The sequence below is a fragment of the Kitasatospora sp. NPDC051170 genome (genome assembly GCF_044455705.1).
Taxonomy (GTDB): domain Bacteria; phylum Actinomycetota; class Actinomycetes; order Streptomycetales; family Streptomycetaceae; genus Kitasatospora.
The window spans coordinates 410,802-436,562 of record NZ_JBITFA010000004.1 but is presented as its reverse complement, the minus strand read 5'-3'; the positions used below and the strand labels follow the sequence as shown (position 1 = coordinate 436,562).

The following is a 25,761-nucleotide window of genomic DNA, read 5'->3' as shown; positions in this document are numbered from 1 at the left end:
CGTCGCCGGGCCCGGTAATCACGTCCGGAGGCCGAACCGCGCGCGCCGCGCCCGCCGGGGCCGTCAGCCTGCGAACAGCACCACCGCGGCCACCCCCAGCGCCAGCAGCACGAACACTCCCCCCACCAGCAGCGGCCCCAGCAGGGCCGGCGGTATCCGGGGCGGCTTCGCCTCCCGCCCGCCCTCCGCCGGAGCCGGGCGGGGCCCACGCCCGCGCCGGGTCGGCACCGGCGGCGCCGCCGGCTTGAGCACCACGTCCCGCGCCGGCCCCTCCGCCTCCGCCGGCTCGGGCGCCCCCGACAGCAGCGCCGCCAGCTCCCGCTGCACGGCCTCCGCGCCCGGCCGCTGCCCCGGATCCGGCCGCACCAGCCGCTCGACCAACGGCGCCAGCGGACCGCACACCACCGCCGGCTCGCGCCGCCCGTCCCGTACGGCCGTCACCAGCTCCGGCACCCCGCCCTCCGGGAACGGCGAACGCCCGGTGACCATCCGCTGCACCAGCACCCCGAGCGCCCAGCAGTCCCCCGCCGGGCCGCCGTCCAGCGGCCAGCGCTCGGCCACCGCGCCGACCAGGGCGGCCCGCACGTCGTAGCGCCTGCGCCCACCCGGCCCGCCCAGGTCCTCGGCCATCGCCTCCTCGGCGACCCCGGCGAGCAGCCCGCCGAGCATCGCCGCGCCGTCCTCGCAGATCAGCACCGTCTCGGCGGTGACGTTCCCGTGGGCCAGCCCGGCCTCGTGCAGCGCGCGCAGCGCCCCCGCGAGGTCCGCCGCCAACTCGGCCGCCCGGTACGGCGGTACGGGCCCGGCGGTGAGCAGATCCGCCAGCGAACGCCCGGCCGGGCGCTCCTCCACCGTCCACAACAGCTCGCCCTCGACGAAGGCCCCGACCCCGCGCAGCAGCCTCGGATGCCAGGTCGGCGCCACCGAACCGGCCTTCGCCACCCGCCTCACCAGCCGGTCGGCCTGGGCGGGCACCGGGTCGTCGAACTCCTGAACGGCGGTCAGCAGCGCGGGCAGCTCCAGGGCGCGCATCAGCACCGACTCGCCCGTCCGCTCGTCCACCGCGAGGGCGCGCAGCGGTTCGGGACGGTCCGTCAGCCGGTACCGTCCTGCCAACAACTGCCCGGCGCCGCCTCGCATGCCAGTTCCTCTCGCTCACCGAGCAGCCTACTGAGCGGTTCCTCTACGCTCGGCCCATGGACTGGACCGATCTGATCGACACCGCCTTCAAGGTGGCGGGCAACAGCAGCCAAACCAACCGCGCCGAAGCCGTCCGCTCGGTCGAGGCGGCCGTCATCGACGGCGAACTGCCGGTCGCCTCCACGGCCGGGCGCCACCCCGACCACTTCCGCAGGGGCGTCCTGGTGCTCACCACCCACCGGCTGCTCTTCCTGAAGGACGGAAAACCGCCGGTCCCGGTTCCGCTTCCGGCCGTCACCGACGCCACCGTCGTCCAGACCAAGTTCAACGGCGAGGTGCTCACCGTCGTCGCCCTCACCGGCGCGCACCGCTTCGAGGACGTCCTCAAGGCCGAGGTCTTCGCCGAGCAGATCCGCGAGGCCGCCCGCAAGGCCCGCACCGCCACCACCCCGCGCCCGGCCGCCACCGCCCCGAACGCCGCCCCGACCGCCGCCGCCCCGGCCGACGCCGTGCCCGCCGAGCTGTCGGCCGGCGACCAACTCCTCGGCCAGCTAGAGCGGTTGGCCGCCCTCCACACCTCCGGCGCCCTCACCGACGAGGAGTTCAGCCGCGCCAAGCAGCGCCTGATCGGCTGAGCCACCCGACCGCCGGGCGTGCCACGGGAGTTCGCGGCCCGCCCGGTCCGGCGCACGGCTACGGAGCCGGCTGGAAGCTGTTGAACACCGTGTCCCGGGCGGCCGCCTGGGCGGCCCACTGGGCGTCCGGCACGATCCAGTAGATCGAGTAGCCGTACTTCGCCGGACTGCCCGTCACGAACCCCCGGTTGAGCGAGTGCGTCTTGGGCGTCCCGTTGGTCCACTCCCAGTCCGCCGCGTTCGTCCAGTCCCGGTAGGTGATCGCCGCCAGGTTCAGCCGCTGGTAGTTGGTGACCTGCCCGCGCACCCCGGCCTCGGAGCCCTGCCAGTCGGCGACGGCGCTCGGGCCGGGCGAGGTGGTCCACTCGAAGCGCAGCTGGCTGCCGTCCGCCGGATTCTTGAAGATCCGCCGGTTGCCGGAGTCCGAATCGGCCGGCTGCAGCCAGTCCGGCAGGAGGACGGAGAACCCGCTGGGGTCCTTGTACTCGTGGAACCCGGCGGGCACGGCCGGCGCCTGCGGCTGCGCGGCCGTCGTGGCAGCCGGCGCAGGCGCGGCCTCCGAAGGGGTGCCCGCGGCCGGAGCGGCCGCCGGGGGCGGCGTCGTCGCCACGGGCGTGGTCGCCGCCTCGGTGGCACTCGGCACGACCGGCACCACCGCCGGAGCGCTCACCCCGGCACCGTTCGTCCCGGCACCAGTCGCCCCGGCCCCGTTCGTCCCGGCACCGCCGGCACCACCGTCGTCACCGCTGCCGACCGCCCGCACCACCGCGACCACCCCGGCGATCAACAGCAGCACCAGCACCACGGTGACCACCGCCAGCCGCCGCCGGCCCTTGCGCGGATCCGCCCCGGCCGCCTGCGTCGCGCCCATCTTCCACTCGCTGGTCACCGGCCGAATCGGATCGGCCGCCGGAGCCGCCGCCTCGGCAGCCTCGGCCGGCACGGCCTCAGCAGCCGGCTCGGCCGACTCGACCGGCTCCACGTCCTTCGCCCTGCTCCCCACCCGGACGGTCCCCAGCAGCCCCCCGATACTGCGCCGCGCCTCCGGCGCAGCCTTCACCGGCCCGGGCTCGACGTCTTTCGCCCCCGCGTCCCTCTTCCCCGCATCCCTCTTCCCGGCCTCCTCCACGCCCGCCACCGGCACGGCCGACTCCGTCGTCGACTCCGCCTTGGCGGTGGCCTCCGCGACCACCCGCTTGAGCATCGACCGGGTCTGCGAGGCGTCCAGCCGCTCGGCCGGGTCCTTCTCCAGCAGCCCCTCGATCACCGGCAGCAGCGGCCCGGCGTTCTCCGGCGCGGTCAGCTCCTCCGTCATCACCGCCGTGAGCGTGGCCAGCGCCGACCCCCGGTCGTACGGCGGACGCCCCTCGACCATCGCGTACAGCGTGCCGCCCAGCGACCACATGTCGGCCGGCGGCCCGGGCTTCTGCCCGCGCGCCCGCTCCGGGGATATGTACGAGGGCGCGCCGACGAGCATCCCGGTGGAGGTGACGGACGCGTCGCCCTCCACACTCGCGATGCCGAAGTCCGTCAGGACCACCCGGCCGTCCTCGCCGATCAGCACGTTGGACGGCTTCACGTCCCGGTGCAGGATTCCCAACGCGTGCGCGGCACTCAGCACGCCCAGCACGTCGAGCGCGATCTCGGCGGCCCGGGCTGGCGCCAGCGGCCCGTCCTCGCGGACGACGTCGGCCAGGGAGCGGGACTCGACCAGCTCCATGACGATCCACGGCCGGTCGTCCTCCTCGACCACGTCGAAGACGGTCACCGCCGAGGCGTGCCGGATCCGCGCGGTCGCCTTGGCCTCCCGCAGCGTCCGGACGATCAGCCGGTGCTTCTCCTCCTCGTCGACGCTGGCGTTCATCCGCAGTTCCTTGACCGCGACGGTACGGCCCAGCATCTCGTCCTCGGCGCGCCAGACGGTGCCCATACCGCCGCGGCCGAGCACCGCGTTCAGCCGGTATCGACCCGCCAGGAGGCGGCCGTCGGTGGAACCCTGCGCCTGGGTCATTCGGAACGTTCCCCCATGTGCTGCTGGCGGTCGTGGTGACGGCGCATCGGCCCGACACCGAAGCCTCCATCATCCCCTGTCCCCACCGGTCGGGACCACCCACCCCCCGTCGCAACTCGGACGAACCGGAACGCTCGCGGCGCTCCGTGCCCGATCTGTGATCGAAAACTCGCCGAGAACCGCCCGAGTCTTGCTACCGTTCGGCAGCTCACCGTCTTTCCGGGGGGATAGCACGCCCATGACCGCACCCATACCGGGCGCTGACGGCCAGTCGGCCCAGCCCCCGGCCGCGCAGCACTACACGGTCGCCGCACTCCCGCCTCCCCCCGAGGGCTACATCGCCCCCGGCATGCCCGGCACCCCCGTACCGGACGCCCCCACCCGCCGCCGCGCCGCCCCCCGCCACCGCCCCACCACCGCGATCCTCACGGCCCTGCTCGCCACCCTCCTCGGCGGCCTGGCGTACGGCTTCGCCCCCCTGCGCGCCGCCGACACCCTCGGCTGGCTCGCCATCGCCCTGGCCGGCCTGATCGCCCTCCCCCTGGGCCGCCTCGGCGGCCCCTCCCGCGCCCTCCCGCCCCTGGGCGCCCTCCTGGCCGCCACCGCCCTCCTCCTCGGCCAGCTCACCCAGCACCTGCGCCAGGTCCACGCCGACGGCCCCGGCCCGGCCGGCCTCCTCCACGACACCCTGGCCACCTGGCACGCCGACCTGCGCCCCCTGGACCTGGCCTTCTACGCCATCGCCCTCATCGGCGGCCACCTCCTCACCCACCGCACCGCCGCCCGCCCCTGAACAGCCCGAAGGCCCCCGCCGAGGAACGGCGGAGGCCTTCGTCAGAGCCGTACGGCCAGGCCCTGTCCGGGCGATGGCCACGGCCCACGGCTCAGCGGTGGTTGAGTCCCGGATTCACCGTCACCTCGACCCGCTGGAACTCCTTGAGCTCCGTGTACCCCGTCGTCGCCATCGCCCGCCGCAGCGCACCGAACAGGTTCATCGTCCCGTCCGGAGTGTGCGAGGGCCCGGTGAGGATCTCCTCGGTGGTGCCGACCGTCCCGAGGTCCACCCGCTTGCCCCGCGGCAGCTCCTCGTGCACGGCCTCCATGCCCCAGTGGAAGCCCTTGCCCGGGGCGTCCGTCGCCCGCGCCAGCGCCGCACCGATCATCACCGCGTCCGCCCCGCAGGCGACGGCCTTCGGGATGTCGCCGCTGTAGCCCACGCCACCGTCGGCGATCACGTGCACGTAGCGGCCACCCGACTCGTCCATGTAGTCACGACGAGCCGCGGCCACGTCCGCCACCGCGGTGGCCATCGGCACCTGGATCCCCAGCACGTTACGGGTGGTGTGGGCGGCCCCGCCGCCGAACCCGACGAGCACCCCGGCCGCGCCGGTCCGCATCAGGTGCAGCGCGGCGGTGTACGTCGCGCACCCGCCGACGATCACCGGCACGTCGAGCTCATAGATGAACTGCTTGAGGTTGAGCGGCTCGGCGGCACTGGAGACGTGCTCCGCCGAAACGGTGGTGCCACGGATGACGAAGACGTCGACACCGGCGTCCACCACGGCCTTGGAGAACTCCGCGGTGCGCTGCGGAGACAGCGCCGCGGCGGTGACGACGCCGGAGTCGCGGACCTCCTGGATGCGCTGCTTGATCAGCTCGGCCTGGATCGGCGCGGCGTAGATCTCCTGGAGGCGGCGGGTCGCGGCGGCCTCGTCCGTGATGGTCGCGATCTCGTCGAGCAGCGGCTGCGGGTCCTCGTAGCGGGTCCAGAGGCCTTCGAGGTTCAGCACACCGAGACCGCCGAGCCGGCCGATGGCGATGGCATGCTGCGGAGAGACCACGCTGTCCATCGGGGCCGCGAGGAACGGGAGCTCGAAGCGGTAGGCGTCGATCTGCCAGGCGATCGAGACCTCCTTCGGGTCCCGCGTGCGGCGGCTGGGGACGACGGCGATGTCGTCGAAGGCGTACGCCCGGCGGCCGCGCTTGCCTCGCCCGATCTCGATCTCAGTCACTTCGAGCCCTTCTGGTTTGTTGCTCATGCCGGCCGGGTCACCCCGGCCGCAGCTCAGTATCCCAAATGGGACGGGCGCCCGCCCGGACGGCCCGGCCCCCGGACGCACGGAAGGGCCCGCCGGAGCGGGCCCTTCCCTGGTGCGTGTGTCAGCGGGCCGAGTAGTTCGGCGCCTCGACGGTCATCTGGATGTCGTGCGGGTGGCTCTCCTTGAGGCCCGCCGAGGTGATCCGCACGAAGCGGCCCTTGCTCTCCATCTCGGCGATGGTGCCGGCGCCCACGTAGCCCATGGTCTGGCGCAGGCCGCCGACCAGCTGGTGCAGCACGGCGGACAGCGGGCCCCGGTACTGCACCTGGCCCTCGATGCCCTCGGGCACGAGCTTGTCGTCCGAGGCGACCTCGGCCTGGAAGTAGCGGTCCTTGGAGTACGAGCGGCCCTGGCCGCGCGACTGCATGGCGCCCAGCGAGCCCATGCCCCGGTAGGACTTGAACTGCTTGCCGTTGATGAACAGCAGCTCGCCCGGGGACTCCTCGCAGCCGGCCAGCAGCGAGCCGAGCATCACGGTGTCGGCACCGGCGGCCAGCGCCTTGCCGATGTCGCCGGAGTACTGGAGGCCACCGTCGCCGATGACCGGCACGCCGGCCGCCTGGCAGGCCACCGCGGCCTCGTAGATGGCGGTGATCTGCGGGACGCCGATGCCGGCGACGACGCGGGTGGTGCAGATGGAGCCGGGGCCGACGCCGACCTTGACGCCGTCCACGCCGGCGTCGATCAGCGCCTGGGCGCCGTCCCGGGTGGCGACGTTGCCGCCGACGACGTCGACCTTGACGGCCGACTTGATCTTCTCGATCCAGGCCAGCGCGTTGTGGCTGTGGCCGTGCGAGGTGTCGACGACCAGGAAGTCCACGCCCGCCTCGACCAGGGCCTGGGCCCGGTCGAACGCCTCGGCGCTGGCGCCCACGGCGGCGCCGACCAGCAGGCGGCCCTCGGCGTCCTTGGCGGCGTTCGGGTACTTCTCGGCCTTGACGAAGTCCTTGACGGTGATGAGGCCCTTGATGCGGCCCTCGTCGTCGACCAGCGGCAGCTTCTCGATCTTGTGGCGGCGCAGCAGCGCCATCGCGTCCTCGCCCGAGATGCCGACCTTGCCGGTGATCAGCGGCATCGGGGTCATGATCTCGCGGACCTGGCGGCTGCGGTCCGACTCGAAGGCCATGTCGCGGTTGGTGACGATGCCGAGCAGCTTGCCGGACGCGTCGGCGATCGGGACGCCGGAGATGCGGAACTTGGCGCAGAGCGCGTCCGCCTCGGCGAGCGTGGTGTCGGGGCCGACGGTGATCGGGTCGGTGACCATGCCGGACTCGGAGCGCTTCACCAGGTCGACCTGGTTGGCCTGGTCCTCGACCGACAGGTTGCGGTGCAGCACGCCGACGCCGCCCTGGCGGGCCATGGCGATGGCCATGCGGGCCTCGGTGACCTTGTCCATGGCCGCGGACAGCAGCGGGATGTTGACGCGCACGTTCCGGGAGACCCGCGAGGAGGTGTCGACCTCGTTCGGCAGCACCGCGGAGGCCCCGGGCAGCAGCAGGACGTCGTCGAACGTGAGCCCGAGCATCGCGAACTTCTCGGGTACGCCTGCGGCGTTGTAAGACATTTCGGGGGTACCTTCCGTGGCCGGCCTTGATCCGCTCACGCCCGAGGGTGGGGGCGCGCTCATCGCTCACTCGCGCAGACCGCCGAAAGCCGGGTGCTTTGGAGGAACCTCCAAGGAAATCCCGTCCACACCCGCGAAACTTTGGCGACCCGCCCAGGCGCCGATACCCCATGGTACTGGCACCGCGAATGGCTCCTCGTGTGCCCTTGACAACAACGACCGGCCATGGGCCATTCCGCACCCCTCCCGCACGGGGAGAGGCTCAGGAGGACTCCTCCGCCAGCGCCCTCAGCCGGCTCAGCGCCCGGTGCTGCGCCACCCGGACGGCCCCGGGCGACATCCCGAGCACCTCGCCGGTCTCCTCGGCGGACAGCCCCGCGGCCACCCGCAGCAGCACCAGTTCGCGCTGGCGGGCCGGCAGGTTGGACAGCAGCTCCTTGGCCCAGGCCGCGTCGCTGCTCAGCAGCGCCTGCTCCTCCGGCCCGAGCGCCTCGTCCGGCACCTCCGGCAGGTCGTCCTGCGGCACGACGGTCGAGCCGGGCCCGCGCATCGCGGCCCGCTGCAGGTCGGCGATCTTGTGCGCGGCGATCCCGTAGACGAACGCCTCGAACGGACGCCCCTGGTCCTTGTACCGGGGCAGCGCGCACAGCACCGCGACGCACACCTCCTGCGCCACGTCGTCCACGTGGTGCCGGGCGCCGCCGGGCAGCCTGGTCAGCTTCGCCCGGCAGTAGCGCAGGGCGAGCGGGTGGACGTAGGCGAGCAGTGCGTCGATGGCCGGGTTCTCGCCGCGGACGGCGGCCGCGACCAGCTCGCCCACCAGCGGCGATCCGCCCGTGCCGAGCACCGGCGGACGGCCGGGGCCCACGGCCGACCGGCCCTCGCCGGGGTCCGCGTACGACGGATCATGACCCGGCCCGGGGGGCTCCCCCTCCACCGCGTCCGTCTGGCCGGCCACGCCGGCGACGTCGTCGCGCATCGGTCCATGGTGCCTGGTCGTCCGGGAAAACGCGGCACCGCGTCCGGAGTTGTGCACCGGAACGTTATGCGCTGCGGCACCGTACGGCACCGCGCCGCGCACCACCGGCCCCTCCTGCACCGTGCCGCCTCCCGCCCCGCCGTCGTGGGCGGTCCCGTCCGTCGCGCCGTCCGCCGAGTGTCCTGCGGCTGCGTGGTTCGCCGCAGTGCCTGTCCGCTGGTCCCCGAGGTGCTCCACTCCTCCATGGTGCAACCTCGGGGCCGTGACGTCACACGCCCGTGCGGCTCCCGCACCGCGATTCGACGGCGGCGCGCCCTGGGCGACGGCGCCGGCGGCGGTCAGCGGACCAGGCCCCAGCGGAAACCCAGCGCCACCGCGTGCGCGCGGTCCGAGGCCCCGAGCTTCTTGAACAGCCGTCGGGCGTGGGTCTTGACGGTGTCCTCGGAGAGGAACAGCTCGCGGCCGATCTCGGCGTTGCTGCGGCCGTGGCTCATGCCTTCGAGCACCTGGATCTCACGCGCCGTCAGGGTGGGCGCCGCGCCCATGTCGGGGCTGCGCAGCCGGCGCGGGGCGAGCCGCCACGTCGGGTCGGCGAGGGCCTGGGTGACGGTGGCCCGCAGTTCGGCGCGCGAGGCGTCCTTGTGCAGGTACCCGCGGGCGCCGGCGGCGACGGCGAGCGCCACCCCGTCGAGGTCCTCGGCGACGGTGAGCATGATGATGCGCGCGCCCGGGTCGGCGGACAGCAGCCGCCGGACCGTCTCCACCCCGCCGAGGCCGGGCATCCGGACGTCCATCAGGACGAGATCGGAGCGGTCGGCCACCCAGCGGCGCAGGACCTCCTCCCCGTTCGTCGCGGTGGTGACCCGGTCGACGCCGGGTACGGTCGCTACGGCGCGGCGAAGCGCCTCGCGGGCGAGCGGGGAATCGTCGCAAACGAGAACGGAAGTCATGACCGTCGTCCTCCGCAGCTGATCCGCGTCACGTTGAGCCTCCTGGCTGGTACGAACCTCTCCGACACGGCCGATCGGCGTCAGCGTCCGTCCTGATCGCCCCGACTGTCCGCGATCTTTCCCGACGTCCGGCGCCCGCTAACCGCCTCCGCACTTCCAACGACCGTCACTCGAATGAGTTACGGCCTTCAGGGCCATATCCACCACTGTACGTGGCCAACCCATTACGGATCAGCCGCATCGCGGTGCACACGCCGCACTTTTCCGCAGCTCGCGCGCGGTGGGCGTGCGACCCGCACACCCATACGGAGCGTCGTGCGCCGGTAGGCCACCCGATTGCCACGCCCGCGCCCGCCGAAACCATTGCCCTCTTTGCCCGTTTTTATAGCTTTCGTACGGTCATTGACTGTTGTGCCAGTCTGTGGGTGACTTGTCCATGGAGTTGCCTTAAGTCATATTTCCAGGTGTCCACACCGGTGCATCGACGGCCCACCGCGCCGCCCGGCGGCAACCCCGCCGAGCGCCCGGTCCGGGCGGTAGAGCCTCTGAAGGGAATGAGCCATGGCAGATTTCTCCCGCCTCCCCGGTCCCAACGCGGACCTCTGGGACTGGCAGCTCTCGGCGGCCTGCCGCGGCGTGGACAGCTCGCTCTTCTTCCACCCGGAGGGTGAGCGCGGAGCCGCGCGCAGTTCACGGGAGACCAGCGCCAAGGAGGTCTGCATGCGCTGCCCGGTGATCGCCGAATGCGCGGCCCACGCGCTGGCGGTCCGGGAGCCGTACGGGGTCTGGGGCGGGATGACCGAGGACGAGCGCGAGGAGATGCTGGGCCGCTCGCGGCACCGGCTGGTGGAGGTCCCGCTGACCCCGCCGGCGATCGCCCAGCGTTAGCATCGGCCGTCGTCGCGCCGTGAAGAAACGTTCCTTCGCGGCGCCGTAGGACACCGCAACCCACCGAGAGCCCCCGGGAAGCCCGGCCGTCACCGACCGTCAGCGGTCGGCGGCCGCCCCCGCGAGACGCTCCAGCATCAGCGCCACCGCCGGCACCTCGGCGAGGTCCGGCAGGGTCAGCGCCACCACCCGGCGCAGCGCGGGAGCCCCCGAGGCCGTCCGCACCGGCACCGTCGACACGCCGTCAGGACGCACCGACTGCAGCGCCAGCCGGGGCAGCACCGCCACCCCCAGGCCGGCCGCCACCAGGCCGACCACCGCCGGGTAGTCGTCGGTCGCGAAGTCGATCCGGGGCTCGAAGCCCGCCCCGGCGCACAGCTCCACCAGGTGCCCCCGGCACTGCGGGCAGCCGGCGATCCACTGCTCCCCCGCCAGCTCGGCCAGCTCCACCGGCCCCTCGCGCCCGGCGAGCGGGTGGGAAGCGGGCAGCAGGCCCACCAGCGGGTCGTCCAGCAGCGGAGTGACCACCAGATCGGACCAGTCCGTGCCGGCGCTCAGCTGCTGGGCCTCCAGGTTGGCCTCGGCCCGCGCCTCGCGCGGCGTCCCGTGCCCGGCGGAGGAGCCCACCGCGGGGGGCGCGCCCTCCGACTGCGGGTAGCGGAAGGCCAGCGCGATCTCGCACTCCCCACCGCGCAGCATCGCCAGCGACTCCGGCGGCTCCGCCTCGACCAGCGACACCCGCACCCCCGGGTGGCCGTCCCGCAACCGGGCGACGGCCGGCGGCACCAGGGTGGAACTCGCGGTCGGGAAGGACACCAGCCGCACCCGCCCGGCCCGCAGCCCGGCGATGGCGGCCACCTCCTCCTCGGCGGCGGAGAGCCCGGCCAGGATGCCGGTGGCATGCTTGAGCAGGACCTTCCCGGCCTCGCTCAGCTGCATCCCCCGGCCCGAACGGACCACCAGCGGGGTGTCGACGGACTTCTCCAGCGCCTTCATCTGCTGGCTGATGGCGGGCTGGGTGCAGCCCAGTTCGCGCGCGGCGGCGGAGAAGGAGCCGGTGCGGGCGACGGCACGCAGGACGCGCAGATGGCGGGCCTCGATCATGCCTCAGTTATAAGGCAATCTTTGCGTTCTACAAAATTCTCATGATAGTTGAACGCTGAAACACGCCGGAGGCCCGGCCACTTCCCCTCGCGGGGAGCGGCCGGGCCTCCGGTCGAATCAGCCGTTCGGCCTCAGTGGGAGTGGCCGTGGCCGCCGTGCGAGTGACCGGCGTCCGGCTCCTCCTCCTTCTTCTCCACCACGAGGGTCTCGGTGGTGAGCAGCAGGGAGGCGATCGAGGCGGCGTTCTCCAGGGCGGAGCGGGTGACCTTGACCGGGTCGATGACGCCGGCCTTCACCAGGTCGCCGTACTCGCCGGTGGCGGCGTTGAAGCCGAAGCCCGACTCCAGCTCGGCGACCTTGTGGGTGATGACGTAGCCCTCGAGGCCGGCGTTCTGGGCGATCCAGCGCAGCGGCTCGTGCAGCGCCTTGCGGACGACGGCGACACCGGTGGCCTCGTCACCCGACAGGCCCAGGCCGCCGTCCAGCACCTTGGCGGCGTGGACGAGGGAGGCGCCACCACCGGCGACGATGCCCTCCTCGACCGCGGCGCGGGTCGCCGAGATGGCGTCCTCGAGGCGGTGCTTGCGCTCCTTGAGCTCCACCTCGGTGGCGGCGCCGACCTTGATGACGCAGACGCCGCCGGCCAGCTTGGCCAGGCGCTCCTGCAGCTTCTCGCGGTCCCAGTCGGAGTCGGTCGCGGCGATCTCGCCCTTGATCTGGGCGACGCGGCCGGCCACGGCCTCGGTGTCACCGGCGCCGTCGACGACGGTGGTCTCGTCCTTGGTGATGGTCACGCGGCGGGCGGTGCCCAGCACGTCCAGGCCGACCTGGTCGAGCTTGAGGCCGACCTCCTCGGAGATGACCTGACCGCCGGTCAGGACGGCGAGGTCGCCGAGGATCGCCTTGCGGCGGTCACCGAAGCCCGGGGCCTTGACGGCGACGGCGTTGAAGGTGCCACGGATCTTGTTCACGACCAGGGTCGACAGCGCCTCGCCGTCGACGTCCTCGGCGATGATCAGCAGCGGCTTGGAGGCACCGCCCTGCAGGATCTTCTCCAGCAGCGGGAGCAGCTCCTGGATCGAGGAGATCTTGCCCTGGTTGATCAGGATGTACGGGTCCTCGAGGACCGCTTCCTGACGCTCGGCGTCGGTCACGAAGTACGGCGACAGGTAGCCCTTGTCGAACTGCATGCCCTCGGTGAAGTCCAGCTCCACGCCGAAGGTGTTCGACTCCTCGACGGTGATGACACCATCCTTGCCGACCTTGTCGATCGCCTCGGCGATCAGCTCGCCGACCTGGGTGTCCTGCGCGGAGAGGGAGGCGACGGCGGCGACGTCGTCCTTGCCCTCGATCTCGCGGGCGACGGACAGCAGGTGCTCGGAGACGGCGGCGACGGCCTTGTCGATGCCCTTCTTCAGGGCAGCCGGACCGGCACCGGCGGCGACGTTGCGCAGACCCTCGTTGACCAGGGCCTGGGCCAGCACGGTGGCGGTGGTGGTGCCGTCACCCGCGACGTCGTTGGTCTTGGTGGCGACCTCCTTGACGAGCTGCGCGCCAAGGTTCTCGTACGGGTCGTCGAGCTCGACCTCACGGGCGATGGTGACACCGTCGTTGGTGATGGTCGGGGCGCCGAACTTCTTGTCGATGACGACGTTGCGGCCCTTGGGGCCGATGGTCACCTTGACGGTGTCGGCCAGCTTGTTGACACCGCGCTCCAGCGAGCGGCGGGCGTCCTCGTCGAACTGCAGGATCTTCGCCATGTTCCCTATTCCCTCGGGGCTGCGGCCGGTTCGGTGGCCGCCGAACTAGGTGGACCAACGACCACGCCCCGGGCCACCGTCACTGAGGAGGCGATCCGGGGCGGGGCGGTGACGTCTTACTTCTCGATGATCGCGAGGACGTCGCGGGCCGAGAGGACGAGGTACTCCTCGCCCTGGTACTTGACCTCGGTGCCGCCGTACTTCGAGTACAGGACGATGTCACCCACGGCGACGTCGAGCGGCAGACGCTGGCCGTCCTCGAAGCGGCCCGGGCCGACGGCCAGGACGACGCCCTCCTGGGGCTTCTCCTTGGCGGTGTCCGGGATAACCAGGCCGGAGGCCGTGGTGGTCTCGGCGTCGAGCGGCTGGACCACAATGCGGTCCTCGAGCGGCTTGATGGCAACCTTGCTGCTGGTGGTCACGTCCGAGCTCCCCTTCGGAGATTACGGGGTTTTCTAACAGGTAGGGGCGAACCTGCGTGCCTGCCGTCGCGGGGGTCAGACACACGTCTTCGCGTTAGCACTCCCCCAGTGGGGAGTGCCAAGGACGACCATAGGCCCGTGTTAGCACTCAGTCAACCAGAGTGCCAACGGCGCGCCCGCGGAGCCCGAATGACGAATGAGTAGCCGTACTCATGTGCGGGCCTCGGCCGCGCGGCCAGACTCGTGCCATGACCGACACCCCGGCCCGCATCGGCCCGTCCCGGCTCCAGGACGCGGTCCTCGCCCTGCTGGCACTGCCCCTGCTGGGGATCGCGCTCCCGTACGTCGTCTTCTGCATCGTCGCCGCCTTCGGCGACGGCCCCGGCCACGGGGACGACGGCGACGGCCTCATCTGGGCCTTCATGGCCTACGGAATGATCGCCGGCCCCGCCGCCGCCCTGGTCGCGGACATCGTGGTCGCCGTCCGCAGCCACCGCGCCGGCTACCGCTACCTGCCGATCGCCGCCTCGATCTCCCCCTTCGTCGTCCCGGCCGTCTTCTCCTCCGGCATCCTCTGGTGAACGCGGCCCCCGTCCCGGGACCGGCGAGAATGATCCCGTGGACACCGAGAACCTCCAGCCCCTCCTGACCGCCGAGGGTCAGGCCCTGCTCGCCGAGCTGCGCGAGTTCGCGCCCGAGGAGGAGCTGGCGCTGGCCACGCGGCTGCGGCGGGAGCATCCGGCGGAGCTGGTGTCGGCGGCGTTCGGGCAGGCGCGGCTGCGGCAGCGGGCGCGGGCGAAGTTCGGGGCGGACGCCGACCTGATGTACTTCACGCCCAACGGCGTCGAGCAGTCCACCCGGCGCGAGGTCGCCGAGTGGCGGGCCCGGCGCTTCACCGAGCTGGGCGTACGGCGCCTGGCCGACCTCTGCTGCGGGATCGGCGGGGACGTGCTGGCGCTGGCCCGGGCGGGCATCCAGGTGCTGGCCGTGGACCGGGACCCGGCCGCCTGTGCCGCCACGGCGGCCAACGCCGCCGCCCTGGGCCTGGCGGACCTGGTCGAGGTGGTCTGCGCGGACGTCGCCGAGGTGGACGTCACCGGGTACGACGCGGTCTTCACCGACCCGGCCCGGCGCACCGCCCGCGGCCGGGTGTTCGACCCGGAGGCGTACGCCCCGCCGCTGTCCTGGGCGATCGAGGCCGGCCGCAGGACGCCCGTCGGCGCGCTCAAGGTGGCCCCGGGCATCCCCCACGAGGCCGTCCCCGAGGACGCCGAGGCCGAGTGGGTCTCCGACCACGGGGACGTCAAGGAGGCGGTGCTCTGGTTCGGCACCGAGACCACCGGCCCGCACCGCGCCACCCTGCTGCCGCAGGCCGCCAGCCTCACCGGCGGCGACCTGCCCGACCCGCCGGCCGGCCCGGTCGGGCGGTACCTGTACGAGCCGGACGGCGCGGTGATCCGGGCCCACCTGGTCGCCGAGGTGGCGGAGATGGTCGACGGCCGGCTGATCGACCCGAAGATCGCCTACCTGACCTCGGACGCGCTGGTCCCCACCCCGTACGCCCACGCCTTCGAGCTGACCGACGTGCTGCCGTACAACGTCAAGAAGCTCAAGGCGCTGCTGCGCGAGCGCGGCGTCGGCACCGTGGTGATCAAGAAGCGCGGCATGGCGATCACCCCGGAGGAGCTGCGCCGCCAGCTCAAGCCCTCCGGGCCGAACAGCGTCACGGTGATCCTCAGCCGCACCGACGACGGGCCGCTGATGATGCTCGGGCAGCCGGTGTAGCTACGAGGCGGGCGCCTGGATGTAGTCCTCCAGCCGGGCCACCGAGAAGCCCTGCTCCTGGATGCGGGCCAGCAGCTCGCCGAACATCTGGGTCATCGTGGAGCCCTTGAGCTCCTTGGGGCCGCGGAAGTGCGCCAGGATGATGTCGCCCGCCTTGAGCTTGTCCCCCGACTGGTACTGCATGTCGTGGATCTGCATCGACTCGCGCCACAGCACGATCGCGCGCGGGCCGCACTGCTGCACCGAGTTGTTGAGGGTCGGGGTGTTGGCGCCGTCGCCGAAGGGCGGGCGGAACAGCAGCGGGGCGGTGCCGTACTGCTGGGTGAGCGCGGACTGCGCGTCGCAGACCTCGGACTTCTGCTTCTCCGGGGAGATCTTGCTCATCACCGGGTGGTCCACGGTGTGGTTCTGGATGTGGTTGCCCAGCGCCTGGAGCGGCTTGAAGTAGCCGTAGTCGTTCTTGACGATGTCCCGGGTCAGGAACATCGAGATCGGCACCTTCAGTTCGGTGAGCATCTCGACGAACTTCGGGTCCTTCTCGGCGCCGTCGTCGATGGTGATGAAGACGACCTTGTCGGTGGTCTTCACGTCGCTGAACACCGGGACGGTGCCGGTCTTCTCCAGCTTGATCGGCTTGTCGGCGGGCGGCGCGGGGGCCGGGGCGAGCGGCTTGAGGTTCCACTTCGCCCAGGCCGCGGCGTCGCCCCCGGCCGGGGCGGCGCCCGGCGTGGTGGCGGCGCCGGTCGGCGCGGCGGTGCCGGCGGGATTCGGCGCGGCCGCCCCCGCCGAGGTGGCGACCGGGGCCGCGCCGCCGTCGCCGCCTCCGCTGCCGCACGCGGTGGCGAAGGCCAGCACGGCCACCGCTCCGGCCGCGTACGCCCTGGTCCTGCTCCGGCCCCTGCTCAGCCCGTCCCTGTTCACCCGCACCGCGCTCCCGGCTCCGTCCAGCTTGCTTGCTCTCAGCTATGCACGTTGACTTCCGCTCCCTGGGCTAGCGCCCGGGGATTCCTGCCACGGCCGGGTTGGCCGTCTCGGCGGGTTCCTGCTTCTTCACGCTGTGCCGGGACGAATCCCGGTCTTACCTTCGCTCGGCAGGCTGTCACCGCCAGTCCGGCGGCCTTGGCGATGTTGACGGCGGCGTTCACGTCCCGGTCCAGCCGCGCCCCGCACGCGGCGCACTGCCACACGCGCACGTGCAGGGGCTTGGGGCCGTCCTTGACGCCGCAGCAGGAACACACCTGGGAGGTCGGCTCGAACCGGCCGATCCGTACCAGGGAGCGACCGAATTTGACGGCCTTGTACTCCAGCATCGAGACGAACGCCGACCATCCGGCGTCGTGCACGGACTTAGCCAGCCTCGTTCGGGCGAGTGCCTTCACCGCCAGGTTCTCCACGGCCACGGCTTGGTTGTCGCGCATGAGCCGGGTGGAGAGCTGGTGGTGGAAATCGCGCCGGGCGTCGGCCACCCGTGCGTGGGCGCGGGCGACCTTCGCCCGCGCCTTCTCCCGGTTCCTGCTGCCCTTCTCCTTGCGGGCGAGGGAGCGCTGGGCACGCTTGAGGCGCTTCTCGGCCCGGCGCAGGAACCGCGGGCTGTTGATCTTCGTACCGTCCGAGAGGACGGCGAAGTGCCCGAGCCCGAGGTCGAGGCCGATCACCGGCTCGACCTCGGGCAGAACCGTCGGCTTGGTCTCCACGACGAACGAAGCAAAGTACCGGCCCGCACTGTCCTTGACCACCGTCACCGAGGACGGCACCGACGGCAACGCGCGGGACCACTTCACCCGCACCTCACCGATCTTCGGCAAGGACAGATCCCCACCCGGAGTGATCCTCCACCGGGCATTCGCCGTGAACCGGATCGCCTGCCGGGTGTCCCTCTTCGACTTGAACCGCGGGGGTCCCATCTTCGAGCCTCCGCCCTTCAACCCATCGAGGAAGTTCCGGTAGGCGGCCTCCAGGTCCCGCAGTGATTGCTGCAACACCACCGACGACACTTCGGAGAGCCAGGCCCGCTCCGGCGTCGCCTTCGAGGCAGTGAGCTTCCTGGACAGTTCACCGGAGGTGACGAACGGCAGCCCAGCGGCACGCGCATCCTCGCGGACGCGAAGCGCGTCGTTGAAGACCACCCGCGCACACCCGAATGCCCTCGCCAGCGCGCAGCGCTGAGGTCCGTTCGGATACACGCGAAACGAGTACCGAAGCTGCACGACGACCAACCTACCGGGTGTTACTGACACCACAGCGCGGAGACGGCAAACGTGCATGTCAGAGCGGGGTCCAGGATCGCTTCACCATCGGGCTGAGGCCCGATGGTGAAGCGATCGGTCCCGGTAGCCAGCAGCCCGGTGGCGTTTCCGAACCCCGCTACTCGACGTGCTCGCTGCTGAAGGACCAGCGGTGCACCGGGCGCCCGAGCAGGTCCTCCGGCGGGTCCGGGACGGGCACGGGCTCGCCGCTCCACCAGGCGATCAGCAGCACGCGCTCACCGGGGGCGGAGAGCAGCTCCAGCCGTTCGAGCCCCACCGCGCCGCGCAGCGCGGGCAGGGCGGACTCCCGTGCCCAGGCGGCGAGTTCGGGCCCGCGCCCGGCCGCCGCCCGGGCCTCCCACATCGCGGCGAGGGTCATGCCGCGCCGCCGCCGAGGGCGTCGTACGCCTGGTCGTGGAAGTGGCCGTGCTCCAGGTGCGCGGCGGGCACGTGGACGTCCGTCACCGGCAGCGAGGAGTCCGCTGACAGGTCGAGGGAGGAGGGCGCGCGGTCGCGCCAGACCATCTCGGCGCCCAGCGCCGCCACCATCGCGCCGTTGTCGGTGCACAGGCCCGGCCGGGGCACCCGCAGCCGGATGCCGGCCCGGTCGCAGCGCTGCTGGGCCATCTCCCGCAGCCGGGAGTTGGCCGCGACGCCGCCGCCGATCATCAGGTGGTCGACGCCGTTCTCCCGGCACGCCTTGACGGCCTTGCGGGTCAGCACGTCGGTGACGGCCTCCTGGAAGGACGCGGCGACGTCGGCGACCGGCACCGGCTCACCGGCGCGGCGCTTGGCCTCGACCCAGCGGGCGACGGCCGTCTTGAGGCCGGAGAAGGAGAAGTCGAACGCCGGGTCGTTCTTCCCGCTCAGGCCGCGCGGGAAGTGGATCGCCTTCGGGTCTCCCTCGCGGGCCGTCCGGTCGACGATCGGCCCGCCGGGGAAGCCCAGGCCGAGCACCCGGGCGACCTTGTCGAAGGCTTCGCCGGCCGCGTCGTCGATGGTCGCGCCGAGCGGGCGGATGTCGGTGGTGATGTCCTCGCTGAGCAGCAGCGAGGAGTGCCCGCCGGAGACCAGCAGCGCCATCGTCGGCGAGGGCAGGCGGCCGTGCTCCAGCTGGTCCACGCAGATGTGCGAGGCGAGGTGGTTGACCCCGTACAGCGGCTTGTCCAGCGCCCAGGCGTACGCCTTCGCCGCGCTGACGCCGACCAGCAGCGCGCCCGCCAGGCCGGGGCCGGCGGTCACGGCGATGCCGTCCAGGTCGCCGGCCTTGACGCCGGCGGTGTCCAGGGCGCGCTGGATGGTCGGGACCATCGCCTCCAGGTGCGCGCGGCTGGCGATCTCCGGGACGACGCCGCCGAAGCGGGCGTGGTCGTTGACGCTGGAGGCGACCGCGTCGGCCAGCAGCGTGGTGCCGCGCACGATGCCGACGCCGGTCTCGTCGCAGGAGGTCTCGATGCCGAGGACGAGCGGTTCGTCAGCCATGGTGGAGGTCCTCAATGTCCTTCGGTTCGGTGCTCGGGTGGTCGAGGCGCATCACCAGCGCGTCGACGTTGGCGGGCTGGTAGTAGCCGCGCCGGATGCCCACCGGCTGGAAGCCGTACCGCTCGTACAGCCGCTGGGCGCGCGGGTTGTCCACCCGGACCTCCAGCAGCAGTTCGGTACAGCCGCGCCGGGCGGCCTCCCGGATCAGGTCGACGAGCAGGGCGGCGCCGAGGCCCGTGCCCTGGTGGCGCCCGGCGACGGCGATGGTCTGGACGTCGCCGTCGCCGGCGACGGCCATCAGCCCGGCGTAGCCGACGACCGTGCCGTCCTCGGTGGTGGCGACGGTGTAGTGACGGGTACCGCCGGGGTGGGCCTCGGCCAGCTCGGACCAGTACATCCCGTGGGACCAGGAGTCCTCGGGGAAGAGCTCCAGCTCCAGGTCCATCACCGGCTCGATGTCCCACCAGCGCATCGGGCGCAGAGTGGTGCCGTGCTTCACGCCGGGAGCACCGCCTTGTAGCCACTCGGCACCTGGGCGTCCGGGCGGCGCAGGTAGAGCGGGACGTTCGGCAGCAGCTCGCGCCCGGCGGCCAGTTCGGCGGCGGCGAAGCCCGCCAGGGCCCCGGCCGAGACGTGCTCGGGGCCGTGCGCGCCCGGGAAGCCGTCGGGGTAGAGCAGCGCGCCGGCGCCGACCGCGCGGGCCGCGGGCGTCAGCTCGGCCGGGCGGTCCACGCCCGGGCCCTCGACGCGGTGACCCTCGGCGTCGTAGGAGGCCCAGTAGACCTCCTTGCGGCGCGCGTCGGTCGCCACCGTGAAGGGCTCGCCGGTCAGGCCCTCGGCGCGGGCCTGGAAGGCGATCGCGTCCAGGGTGCAGACGCCGTACACGGGAATCCCGAGGGCGTCGCCGAGCGCGGCGGCCGTCACCAGGCCGACCCGCAGGCCCGTGTACGGGCCGGGGCCGACGCCCACCGCGACGCCGGTCAGCGCGTGTTTGTCCACACCGGCCGTTCGCAGCACCTGGTCGATGGCGGGCAGCAGCAGTTCGCCGTGGCGCCTGGCGTCGACCTGGTGGGTCTCGGCGAGGACGGCCGTGCCGTCGTGGACGGCGGCGGTGACGGCGGGGGTGGCGGTGTCGAACGCGAGCAGCAGCACGGGGTCAAGGTTAGACCGAGGTTGCTCCGACCGGCCGATCGGAGAGGTGTGCCAACCGGGAACACACTTCCGAGGCGCTGCGAACCGCGCGGACGGACCTGGCACGATTAGCCGGGTACGTAAACGGGACGGCGGCGGGAGCGGCACGGTGGCGAAGATGGGTCCTGGAGTGGTGGTCACGGGGCTGACCCTGGGGGCCCTGGCGGTGGTGAGCCTGCTGGCCTTCCAGGCCAACGGCGCCCAGGACCGGGCCGGCGGCCCCAAGCCCGTCGTCAGCGCCTCGGCCACCGGCGGCCCCGCCTCGGCGGCGCCCAGCGCCACCCCGACGCCGACCGCCCCGACGCTGCCCGCCTCCTCGGGCACGGGCCTGCGGGTGGTCTACTCGGTGAGCGGCCACTACGTCTGGCTGATCGACCCCAAGAAGAACCCGCAGGTCGCGGCCACCTTCCCGGTCACCCCGGGCTCGGTCGAGCCGACTCCCGGCAGCTACTCGGTGTACAGCCGCACCGCGAGCGGCACCGGGACGGACCACAAGGCGATCGAGCACGTGGTGCGGTTCGCGCAGCAGAACGGCGTGGTGTTCGGCTTCAGCGCGGCCGTGGACGGCAGCACGCCGACGGTCGACCCGACGGGCAAGACCGGCGGCATCCGCAGCAGCCGGCAGGACGCCCAGCTGCTCTGGGACTTCGCCACCAACGGCGTGAAGGTGGTCGTGGTCGCCTGAGGCCGACCTCGCGACCGTGCGGCTACGCGGCCCGGGGCGCCTGCGCCTCGGGCCGTTCCGCTGCGCCGCTACGGGCCGGCCGGGGCTCCGGTTCGGGCGGGGTGGACACCGCCTCGGCGGCCGCGCAGGCGGCCAGCAGCGCCCGCATCGACTCCCCCGGTGCGCGACGGGCGGACTCTCCGGCCCCGGCGGGGCGCGCGGCGCGCTCCGGGGCGGGGGTGGTGCTCGACATGGCGCCTCCCTAGTTAGGCAGACCTAACCGCAGCAACCATCCCACCACGCCCGGCACCTCTGCCGCAACACCTTGCCGACAGCCTGTCGGCAAAACGGCGTACGCGCCGCCCTGGGCGGCGCGCGAGGCGGGCAGGCGCCGTACGGCTCGGGCACGCGCCGCCGTACGGCTCAGGCGAGCGCCTCCAGCTCGACGCCCGTCCAGCGCGGGCCGATCCCGGTGAGCAGCACCCGGCGCGGGTCGTGGTCCTCCCCGGCGTCGTCGCCGATCGCCCGCTCGATCCGCACCTCCAGCCGGTCCTCCGACAGCCGCTCGACCTTGCCCTCGCCCCACTCGACCACGATCACCGACTCCGGCAGCGAGACGTCCAGGTCGAGGTCCTCCATCTCGTCCAGGTCCCCGCCCAGCCGGTACGCGTCCACGTGCACCAGCGCCGGGCCGCCGACCAGCGACGGGTGCACCCGGGCGATCACGAAGGTCGGCGAGGTCACCGCACCGCGCACCCCCAGCCCCTCCCCCAGGCCTCGGGTGAGCGTCGTCTTCCCCGCGCCCAGCTCGCCGGAGAGCAGTACGAGGTCCCCCGGCCGCAGCAGCGCGGCCAGCTCGCGGCCGAGCCGGCCCATCCGCTCCGGGGTGGGGACGGTGAGAGTGGCGTGCGCGCCCATGCGGTTCCAGTCCTTCGGTCCGTACCGGCGCACCGCCGTCCGGGCGCCACCGCTACCGTGCCACATCGCCGCCCGCGCGCGCTCGGGGTGTCGTTTCGCCCGACTGTGAACGCCTTTCAGGGGATGCGTGATGCCCACGAACCACCCCCCGGTTTCATGGGATTCTCATGATGGCGTACGGTCCTCTCATCATGTCCTTACCGGACGCGAGCGGGGGGCTCGTCTCTGGAGACACCCCTGCCTGTCCGGACCCATTCGCCCGGGCCACACAGGCCCGGACCGGCTACGCAGAGGTCCCATTCATGAAGCTCCGCCGCGGTTTCGCGATACCGACTGCCGCCGTCATCGCCTCGGCCGCCGTCATCGCCGCCGCTCCGATCGCCTCCGCCGAGTCTCCGGCGCCGACGGCGACCACCAGTGCGAGCACCGCGCCGACCGCGACCAGCAGCGCGTCCACCGCCGCCACTCCGGCCGCGACGCCCAGCACGTCCGCCTCGGCTTCCGCCACGGCGACGGCCACGGCGACCGCCAAGCCCAGCACCAGCACCAGCCCGGCCCCGGTCGGTGACCTGACCCTGCCGAAGATCACGGTCAAGGGCTTCCCGACCAGCGTCGTCCCGGGCGCCCCGGCCGTCGAGTTCAGCGCCGAGGTTGCCAACGTCTCCGGTCACGAGTCGGCCGTCTTCCCGTACCTGATCGTCGCGACCGAGCACAACAAGATCACCAACGCTCAGATCAAGCTGCAGTACCAGGACCCCGACACCAAGGCGTGGAAGGACGCCACCCCGGACACCGGCACCGACAAGGCCCGCGTCCTGGACCTCGGCGACGAGGGCTTCTACATCAACAAGGGCGAGACCCTGACGTTCCAGCTCAAGCTGGCCGTCACCGCGGACACCGAGGCCGACAACGCCGCCTCCGCGCTGGGCGCCGCCTACATCGAGAAGGGCAACGACAAGGTCGGCTTCCCGGTGAGCGCGGTCACCCCGTTCGCCATCGGCAAGGCCGGCACCAACGCCGGTGGCGGCACCCCGGTGACCGTGCCGGACGCCAAGGGCAAGAAGCCCTCCGGTGACGCCGTCGCCAAGGCCAAGTCCAAGGCCGGCGCCCGTGCCGGCAACCTGGCCGAGACCGGTGGCGGCAGCAACACCACCGCCATCGCCCTGACCGGTGGCGCCGTCGTCGCCCTCGGCGCCGGCACCCTGGTGTTCCTGCGTCGTCGCAAGGCCGGTGCCGGCGCCTGATAGCGCCCACCCTCGGCTGACCGAACCGGCCCGGCACCCCTCGGGGTGTCGGGCCTCGGCGTGTCGGGCCTCGGTGTTTCCTACTGCGCCAGGTCGAGGACGGAGGCCGGCGGCTCGGCCGCCCCGCAGAACGCCGCGGCGCGCCTGAGCAGCACCGCCAGCTCGTGGTCGACCAGCTCCGGCCGCTCCAGCATCACCAGGTGCCCGGCGCCCTCGACCACCACCAGCTCCGCCTCCGGCAGCCGCTCGGCCATCGCCTCGCTGTGCGCCGCCGGGGTCAGCAGGTCCTTCGTCCCGGCCAGGATCAGCGCCGGCAGGCCCCGCACGGCGGCCAGCGCCGCGTACTTCTCGTGCGCGCCGAACACCGGGTAGAACTCGGCGACCACGTCGATCGGCGTGGCGTCCAGCAGCTGCTCGGCGAAGCGCACCACGCCCGGGTCGACGTCCTTGCCCCCGAAGGAGAACCGCCGGTAGAACACCGCCGCCACGTCCGAGCCCAGCCGCCTGGTCGCCTCCACCAGCTCCACCTGACGGCCCAGCAGCCGTACCACCCCGGGCGCGACCTTCTTGAACAGCTTCGCCCCGGCCTTCGGCAGCCCGAGGCTCACCTCGTTCCAGTCCCCCGCCAGCGTGCCGATCAGCGCGACCCCGGCGACCCGCTCGCGGAACAGGTCCGGACGCCGGTCGGCCAGCGCCATCACCGTCATCCCGCCCATCGAGTGCCCCACCAGCACCAGCGGCCCGCTCGGTGCGACGGCGTCCAGCACCGCCTCGAGGTCCCCGCCCAGCTGGTCGATACTCGCCGGCTCCCCCGCCAGGTACGAGCGGGAGCGCTCGGACCGGCCGTGGCTGCGCTGGTCCCAGAACACCAGCCGCAGGCCCTCCCGCAGCGCGGCGCGCTGGAAGTGCCAGCTGTCCTGGTTGAGGCAGTAGCCGTGGCAGAACACCACCGTCGGCTGGTCGTCGTCACTCGCCCGCTCGCCTCCGGAACGCTCGAACCCGGTGCCGACGGTCGTCGCTCCGATGCCCTCGTTCCTCGGGCCTCCTCGCTCCTCCCTCACGGCACCGGCGCGTCCCTTCTGCTCGGGGCGGAAGCCGTCCCAGCCGGTGCCGTCCAGCTCCACGTACAGCTCGGTGCCGTCCGGGGCCGCCACCGTCAGCGGGCGTCCGCGCAGGGAGCCGTACGGGGCGGCGGCGTCCAGCTCCGCCCGGGCGCGGCGGCGTGTCGCCCGTCCGACCGTCAGCCGTTCTATGGCCACCCCGGCGGCCGCGCCGGCCGCCAGCACGCCGACCGAGATCCCGATCACGCCCGCCCGGCTCACCCCGCCGGCGGCCTTGGCCACCGCCGTCACCGGGCTGCTCCCGTCGGGCGTGCCGGTCATGCCGGCAGGCCCTCGGCGTGCTCGGCGCCCAGGTAGCGGCGGGGCACCCGGGCGCCGATCCGGGTGACGATCTCGTACGAGATGGTGCCGGCGGCGCGGGCCCAGTCCTCGGCGGTCGGCTCGCCGCGGTCGCCGTTGCCGAAGAGCAGCACCTCCTCGCCGATCGCGGGGGTGTCGCCGCCGAGGTCCACCACGAACTGGTCCATCGCGACCCGGCCGGCCGCCGTCCGCCACTTGCCGCCGACCTGCACCGGGCCCGAGCCGCTGGCATGACGCGGGATGCCGTCGCCGTAGCCGACCGGGACGAGGCCCAGGGTCGTCGGGCCGGGCGTCGTGTAGTGGTGGCCGTAGCTGACCCCGTGCCCGCCGGGCACGTGCTTGACCAGCGCCAGCCGGGCCGTCAGCGCCATCACCGGGCGCAGCCCGAAGTCCGCCGGGGAGCCGACCTCCGGCACCGGCGAGAGCCCGTACGCGGCCAGGCCCGTACGGACGAGGTCGTAGTGCGCCTCCGGCAGCAGCAGGGTGGCCGGGGAGTTCGCGAGGTGGCGCACCTCGGGGCGCAGCCCGGCGGCCTCCGCGGCGGCCAGTGCGGTGCGGAAGGAGTCCTGCTGCGCCTGGATGGACGGGTGGCCGGGCTCGTCGGCGGCGGCGAAGTGCGACCAGACGCCGACGACGGTCAGCAGCCCGTCCGTCTCGGCGCGGCGGGCGGCCTCCACCAGGCGCGGCCAGTCGTGCGGCTGGCAGCCGTTGCGGCCCAGCCCGGTGTCGGCCTTGAGGTGCACCCGCGCCGGGATGCCGGTCTCGCGGACGGCCGGGAGCAGTTCGTCCAGTGCCCACAGGCCGCTGACGGAGATGTCCAGCCCGGCGCGCAGGGCCTCGCGCCACGGGCCGCCCGGCGTCCACAGCCAGCACAGGATGCGCGCCTGCTCGGGGCGGATGCCCGCGGCGCGCAGCGCCAGCGCCTCCTCCGGGGTGGCGCAGCCCAGCCAGCCGACCCCGTGCGCGACCGCCGCCCGGGCACACTCGACCGCCCCGTGGCCGTAGGCGTCCGCCTTGACCGCGAGCATCACCGAGGCGGCGCCGGTGCGCGCGCGCAGCGCGTCCAGGTTGCCGCGCAGGGCCGCCAGATCGATGGTCGCCTCGGCCCGAACGCCTTCGGTGAGGGTGGTTGTGCCGGTCGTGTTCGCTGTTGTCATCAGGGTCAGTCTCCCAGACGTCCCGGAGTCCTCGCCGAACGGCCCGACGCCCGGCCCCCGGGCCCCCGTCCCGGACACCCCCGCCGACCTGCGACGAAACA

The 25,761-nt window shown here is 73.1% G+C and carries 26 protein-coding genes; 7 read left to right on the top strand and 19 right to left on the bottom strand.

Annotated elements, in window-relative coordinates:
- Positions 1-63: 63 nt before the first annotated feature.
- Positions 64-1,140, bottom strand: a complete 1,077-nt coding sequence (locus ACIBCA_RS12235; RefSeq protein WP_396282767.1) for a protein kinase — start codon at positions 1,138-1,140, stop codon at positions 64-66.
- Positions 1,141-1,196: 56 nt separating this feature from the next.
- Here ACIBCA_RS12235 and ACIBCA_RS12230 point away from each other — a divergent pair, with 56 nt between their 5' ends.
- The gene (locus ACIBCA_RS12230; protein ID WP_396282766.1) at positions 1,197-1,775 is read left to right on the top strand and encodes an SHOCT domain-containing protein; all 579 of its coding nucleotides are present in this window, start codon (positions 1,197-1,199) and stop codon (positions 1,773-1,775) included.
- 58 nt (positions 1,776-1,833) lie between these two features.
- Here ACIBCA_RS12230 and ACIBCA_RS12225 read toward each other — a convergent pair whose 3' ends face one another.
- Positions 1,834-3,786, bottom strand: coding sequence for a serine/threonine-protein kinase (locus ACIBCA_RS12225; RefSeq protein WP_396282765.1), 1,953 nt, complete (start codon positions 3,784-3,786; stop codon positions 1,834-1,836).
- Positions 3,787-4,024: 238 nt separating this feature from the next.
- Here ACIBCA_RS12225 and ACIBCA_RS12220 point away from each other — a divergent pair, with 238 nt between their 5' ends.
- The gene (locus ACIBCA_RS12220; RefSeq protein WP_396282764.1) at positions 4,025-4,579 is read left to right on the top strand and encodes a hypothetical protein; all 555 of its coding nucleotides are present in this window, start codon (positions 4,025-4,027) and stop codon (positions 4,577-4,579) included.
- Positions 4,580-4,670: 91 nt separating this feature from the next.
- Here the strand turns inward: ACIBCA_RS12220 and ACIBCA_RS12215 are convergent, their stop codons facing one another.
- The 4 genes from ACIBCA_RS12215 to ACIBCA_RS12200 form a co-directional block, all read right to left on the bottom strand.
- A complete protein-coding gene (locus ACIBCA_RS12215) occupies positions 4,671-5,798 on the bottom strand; it encodes a GuaB3 family IMP dehydrogenase-related protein (RefSeq protein ID WP_396282763.1) in 1,128 nt (375 codons plus the stop codon).
- Between the two features lie 148 nt (positions 5,799-5,946).
- On the bottom strand, positions 5,947-7,449 hold the full coding sequence (guaB, locus tag ACIBCA_RS12210; protein ID WP_396282762.1) for an IMP dehydrogenase: 1,503 nt from the start codon (positions 7,447-7,449) through the stop codon (positions 5,947-5,949).
- Between the two features lie 262 nt (positions 7,450-7,711).
- Positions 7,712-8,428 (bottom strand): sigma-70 family RNA polymerase sigma factor, encoded by a 717-nt coding sequence (locus tag ACIBCA_RS12205; RefSeq protein WP_396282761.1) that lies wholly within the window; start codon positions 8,426-8,428, stop codon positions 7,712-7,714.
- 338 nt (positions 8,429-8,766) lie between these two features.
- Positions 8,767-9,378 (bottom strand): response regulator transcription factor, encoded by a 612-nt coding sequence (locus ACIBCA_RS12200; RefSeq protein WP_014136228.1) that lies wholly within the window; start codon positions 9,376-9,378, stop codon positions 8,767-8,769.
- A gap of 561 nt (positions 9,379-9,939) precedes the next feature.
- On the opposite strand from ACIBCA_RS12200, the gene ACIBCA_RS12195 reads away from it, so the two are divergent.
- Positions 9,940-10,266 carry a WhiB family transcriptional regulator gene (locus ACIBCA_RS12195; protein ID WP_031062931.1) on the top strand — a complete coding sequence of 109 codons (327 nt, stop codon included), beginning with the start codon at positions 9,940-9,942 and terminating at the stop codon, positions 10,264-10,266.
- A gap of 99 nt (positions 10,267-10,365) precedes the next feature.
- On the opposite strand, the gene ACIBCA_RS12190 is transcribed toward ACIBCA_RS12195, so the two are convergent.
- The 3 genes from ACIBCA_RS12190 to groES all read right to left on the bottom strand — a co-directional run bounded on the left by ACIBCA_RS12190 (position 10,366) and on the right by groES (position 13,552).
- Positions 10,366-11,370, bottom strand: coding sequence for a LysR substrate-binding domain-containing protein (locus ACIBCA_RS12190; RefSeq protein ID WP_396282760.1), 1,005 nt, complete (start codon positions 11,368-11,370; stop codon positions 10,366-10,368).
- Between the two features lie 131 nt (positions 11,371-11,501).
- A complete protein-coding gene (groL, locus tag ACIBCA_RS12185) occupies positions 11,502-13,130 on the bottom strand; it encodes a chaperonin GroEL (RefSeq protein WP_031062936.1) in 1,629 nt (542 codons plus the stop codon).
- Between the two features lie 116 nt (positions 13,131-13,246).
- Positions 13,247-13,552, bottom strand: coding sequence for a co-chaperone GroES (gene groES / locus ACIBCA_RS12180; RefSeq protein ID WP_014136232.1), 306 nt, complete (start codon positions 13,550-13,552; stop codon positions 13,247-13,249).
- Between the two features lie 248 nt (positions 13,553-13,800).
- Here groES and ACIBCA_RS12175 point away from each other — a divergent pair, with 248 nt between their 5' ends.
- On the top strand, positions 13,801-14,133 hold the full coding sequence (locus ACIBCA_RS12175) for a hypothetical protein (RefSeq protein ID WP_396282759.1): 333 nt from the start codon (positions 13,801-13,803) through the stop codon (positions 14,131-14,133).
- Positions 14,134-14,170: 37 nt separating this feature from the next.
- Positions 14,171-15,337 carry a methyltransferase domain-containing protein gene (locus ACIBCA_RS12170; protein WP_396282758.1) on the top strand — a complete coding sequence of 389 codons (1,167 nt, stop codon included), beginning with the start codon at positions 14,171-14,173 and terminating at the stop codon, positions 15,335-15,337.
- On the opposite strand, the gene ACIBCA_RS12165 is transcribed toward ACIBCA_RS12170, so the two are convergent.
- The 6 genes from ACIBCA_RS12165 to tsaB form a co-directional block, all read right to left on the bottom strand.
- A complete protein-coding gene (locus ACIBCA_RS12165; protein WP_396282757.1) occupies positions 15,338-16,264 on the bottom strand; it encodes a polysaccharide deacetylase family protein in 927 nt (308 codons plus the stop codon).
- Positions 16,265-16,296: 32 nt separating this feature from the next.
- Positions 16,297-17,601: an RNA-guided endonuclease InsQ/TnpB family protein gene (locus ACIBCA_RS12160; protein WP_396282756.1), complete on the bottom strand. Its 1,305-nt coding sequence runs from the start codon at positions 17,599-17,601 to the stop codon at positions 16,297-16,299.
- Between the two features lie 100 nt (positions 17,602-17,701).
- On the bottom strand, positions 17,702-17,962 hold the full coding sequence (locus ACIBCA_RS12155) for a hypothetical protein (RefSeq protein WP_396282755.1): 261 nt from the start codon (positions 17,960-17,962) through the stop codon (positions 17,702-17,704).
- A complete protein-coding gene (tsaD, locus tag ACIBCA_RS12150) occupies positions 17,959-19,065 on the bottom strand; it encodes a tRNA (adenosine(37)-N6)-threonylcarbamoyltransferase complex transferase subunit TsaD (protein WP_396282754.1) in 1,107 nt (368 codons plus the stop codon). Before tsaD ends, ACIBCA_RS12155 begins: the two co-directional genes overlap by 4 nt.
- Positions 19,058-19,537, bottom strand: coding sequence for a ribosomal protein S18-alanine N-acetyltransferase (gene rimI / locus ACIBCA_RS12145; protein ID WP_396282941.1), 480 nt, complete (start codon positions 19,535-19,537; stop codon positions 19,058-19,060). Before rimI ends, tsaD begins: the two co-directional genes overlap by 8 nt.
- Positions 19,538-19,560: 23 nt before the next feature.
- Complete coding sequence (gene tsaB, locus ACIBCA_RS12140) at positions 19,561-20,217, bottom strand: tRNA (adenosine(37)-N6)-threonylcarbamoyltransferase complex dimerization subunit type 1 TsaB (RefSeq protein ID WP_396282753.1); 657 nt, start codon at positions 20,215-20,217, stop codon at positions 19,561-19,563.
- A gap of 157 nt (positions 20,218-20,374) precedes the next feature.
- Between tsaB and ACIBCA_RS12135 the strand changes: the two genes are divergently transcribed.
- The gene (locus tag ACIBCA_RS12135; RefSeq protein WP_396282752.1) at positions 20,375-20,941 is read left to right on the top strand and encodes a L,D-transpeptidase; all 567 of its coding nucleotides are present in this window, start codon (positions 20,375-20,377) and stop codon (positions 20,939-20,941) included.
- 22 nt (positions 20,942-20,963) lie between these two features.
- On the opposite strand, the gene ACIBCA_RS12130 is transcribed toward ACIBCA_RS12135, so the two are convergent.
- The gene (locus tag ACIBCA_RS12130; protein WP_396282751.1) at positions 20,964-21,173 is read right to left on the bottom strand and encodes a hypothetical protein; all 210 of its coding nucleotides are present in this window, start codon (positions 21,171-21,173) and stop codon (positions 20,964-20,966) included.
- 170 nt (positions 21,174-21,343) lie between these two features.
- Positions 21,344-21,838: a tRNA (adenosine(37)-N6)-threonylcarbamoyltransferase complex ATPase subunit type 1 TsaE gene (tsaE, locus tag ACIBCA_RS12125; protein WP_396282750.1), complete on the bottom strand. Its 495-nt coding sequence runs from the start codon at positions 21,836-21,838 to the stop codon at positions 21,344-21,346.
- A 302-nt stretch (positions 21,839-22,140) separates the two neighbouring features.
- Between tsaE and ACIBCA_RS12120 the strand changes: the two genes are divergently transcribed.
- Positions 22,141-23,082 (top strand): LAETG motif-containing sortase-dependent surface protein, encoded by a 942-nt coding sequence (locus ACIBCA_RS12120; protein WP_396282749.1) that lies wholly within the window; start codon positions 22,141-22,143, stop codon positions 23,080-23,082.
- 80 nt (positions 23,083-23,162) lie between these two features.
- Here the strand turns inward: ACIBCA_RS12120 and ACIBCA_RS12115 are convergent, their stop codons facing one another.
- Complete coding sequence (locus ACIBCA_RS12115; RefSeq protein ID WP_396282748.1) at positions 23,163-24,464, bottom strand: alpha/beta hydrolase; 1,302 nt, start codon at positions 24,462-24,464, stop codon at positions 23,163-23,165.
- Entirely contained in the window at positions 24,461-25,660 is a 1,200-nt protein-coding gene (alr, locus tag ACIBCA_RS12110) for an alanine racemase (protein WP_396282747.1), read from the bottom strand. Before alr ends, ACIBCA_RS12115 begins: the two co-directional genes overlap by 4 nt.
- Between the last annotated feature and the right edge of the window lie 101 nt (positions 25,661-25,761).

Coding starts and splice junctions, on each gene's coding strand:
- ACIBCA_RS12235 (WP_396282767.1), bottom strand. CDS start 1,140: ATGCGAGGCGGCGCCGGGCAGTTGTTGGCAGGACGGTACCGGCTGACG.
- ACIBCA_RS12230 (WP_396282766.1), top strand. CDS start 1,197: ATGGACTGGACCGATCTGATCGACACCGCCTTCAAGGTGGCGGGCAAC.
- ACIBCA_RS12225 (WP_396282765.1), bottom strand. CDS start 3,786: ATGACCCAGGCGCAGGGTTCCACCGACGGCCGCCTCCTGGCGGGTCGA.
- ACIBCA_RS12220 (WP_396282764.1), top strand. CDS start 4,025: ATGACCGCACCCATACCGGGCGCTGACGGCCAGTCGGCCCAGCCCCCG.
- guaB (WP_396282762.1), bottom strand. CDS start 7,449: ATGTCTTACAACGCCGCAGGCGTACCCGAGAAGTTCGCGATGCTCGGG.
- ACIBCA_RS12205 (WP_396282761.1), bottom strand. CDS start 8,428: ATGCGCGACGACGTCGCCGGCGTGGCCGGCCAGACGGACGCGGTGGAG.
- ACIBCA_RS12200 (WP_014136228.1), bottom strand. CDS start 9,378: ATGACTTCCGTTCTCGTTTGCGACGATTCCCCGCTCGCCCGCGAGGCG.
- ACIBCA_RS12195 (WP_031062931.1), top strand. CDS start 9,940: ATGGCAGATTTCTCCCGCCTCCCCGGTCCCAACGCGGACCTCTGGGAC.
- ACIBCA_RS12190 (WP_396282760.1), bottom strand. CDS start 11,370: ATGATCGAGGCCCGCCATCTGCGCGTCCTGCGTGCCGTCGCCCGCACC.
- groL (WP_031062936.1), bottom strand. CDS start 13,130: ATGGCGAAGATCCTGCAGTTCGACGAGGACGCCCGCCGCTCGCTGGAG.
- ACIBCA_RS12175 (WP_396282759.1), top strand. CDS start 13,801: ATGACCGACACCCCGGCCCGCATCGGCCCGTCCCGGCTCCAGGACGCG.
- ACIBCA_RS12160 (WP_396282756.1), bottom strand. CDS start 17,601: ATGCACGTTTGCCGTCTCCGCGCTGTGGTGTCAGTAACACCCGGTAGG.
- ACIBCA_RS12155 (WP_396282755.1), bottom strand. CDS start 17,962: ATGACCCTCGCCGCGATGTGGGAGGCCCGGGCGGCGGCCGGGCGCGGG.
- tsaD (WP_396282754.1), bottom strand. CDS start 19,065: ATGGCTGACGAACCGCTCGTCCTCGGCATCGAGACCTCCTGCGACGAG.
- rimI (WP_396282941.1), bottom strand. CDS start 19,537: ATGCGCTGGTGGGACATCGAGCCGGTGATGGACCTGGAGCTGGAGCTC.
- ACIBCA_RS12135 (WP_396282752.1), top strand. CDS start 20,375: ATGGGTCCTGGAGTGGTGGTCACGGGGCTGACCCTGGGGGCCCTGGCG.
- ACIBCA_RS12130 (WP_396282751.1), bottom strand. CDS start 21,173: ATGTCGAGCACCACCCCCGCCCCGGAGCGCGCCGCGCGCCCCGCCGGG.
- tsaE (WP_396282750.1), bottom strand. CDS start 21,838: ATGGGCGCGCACGCCACTCTCACCGTCCCCACCCCGGAGCGGATGGGC.
- ACIBCA_RS12120 (WP_396282749.1), top strand. CDS start 22,141: ATGAAGCTCCGCCGCGGTTTCGCGATACCGACTGCCGCCGTCATCGCC.
- ACIBCA_RS12115 (WP_396282748.1), bottom strand. CDS start 24,464: ATGACCGGCACGCCCGACGGGAGCAGCCCGGTGACGGCGGTGGCCAAG.
- alr (WP_396282747.1), bottom strand. CDS start 25,660: ATGACAACAGCGAACACGACCGGCACAACCACCCTCACCGAAGGCGTT.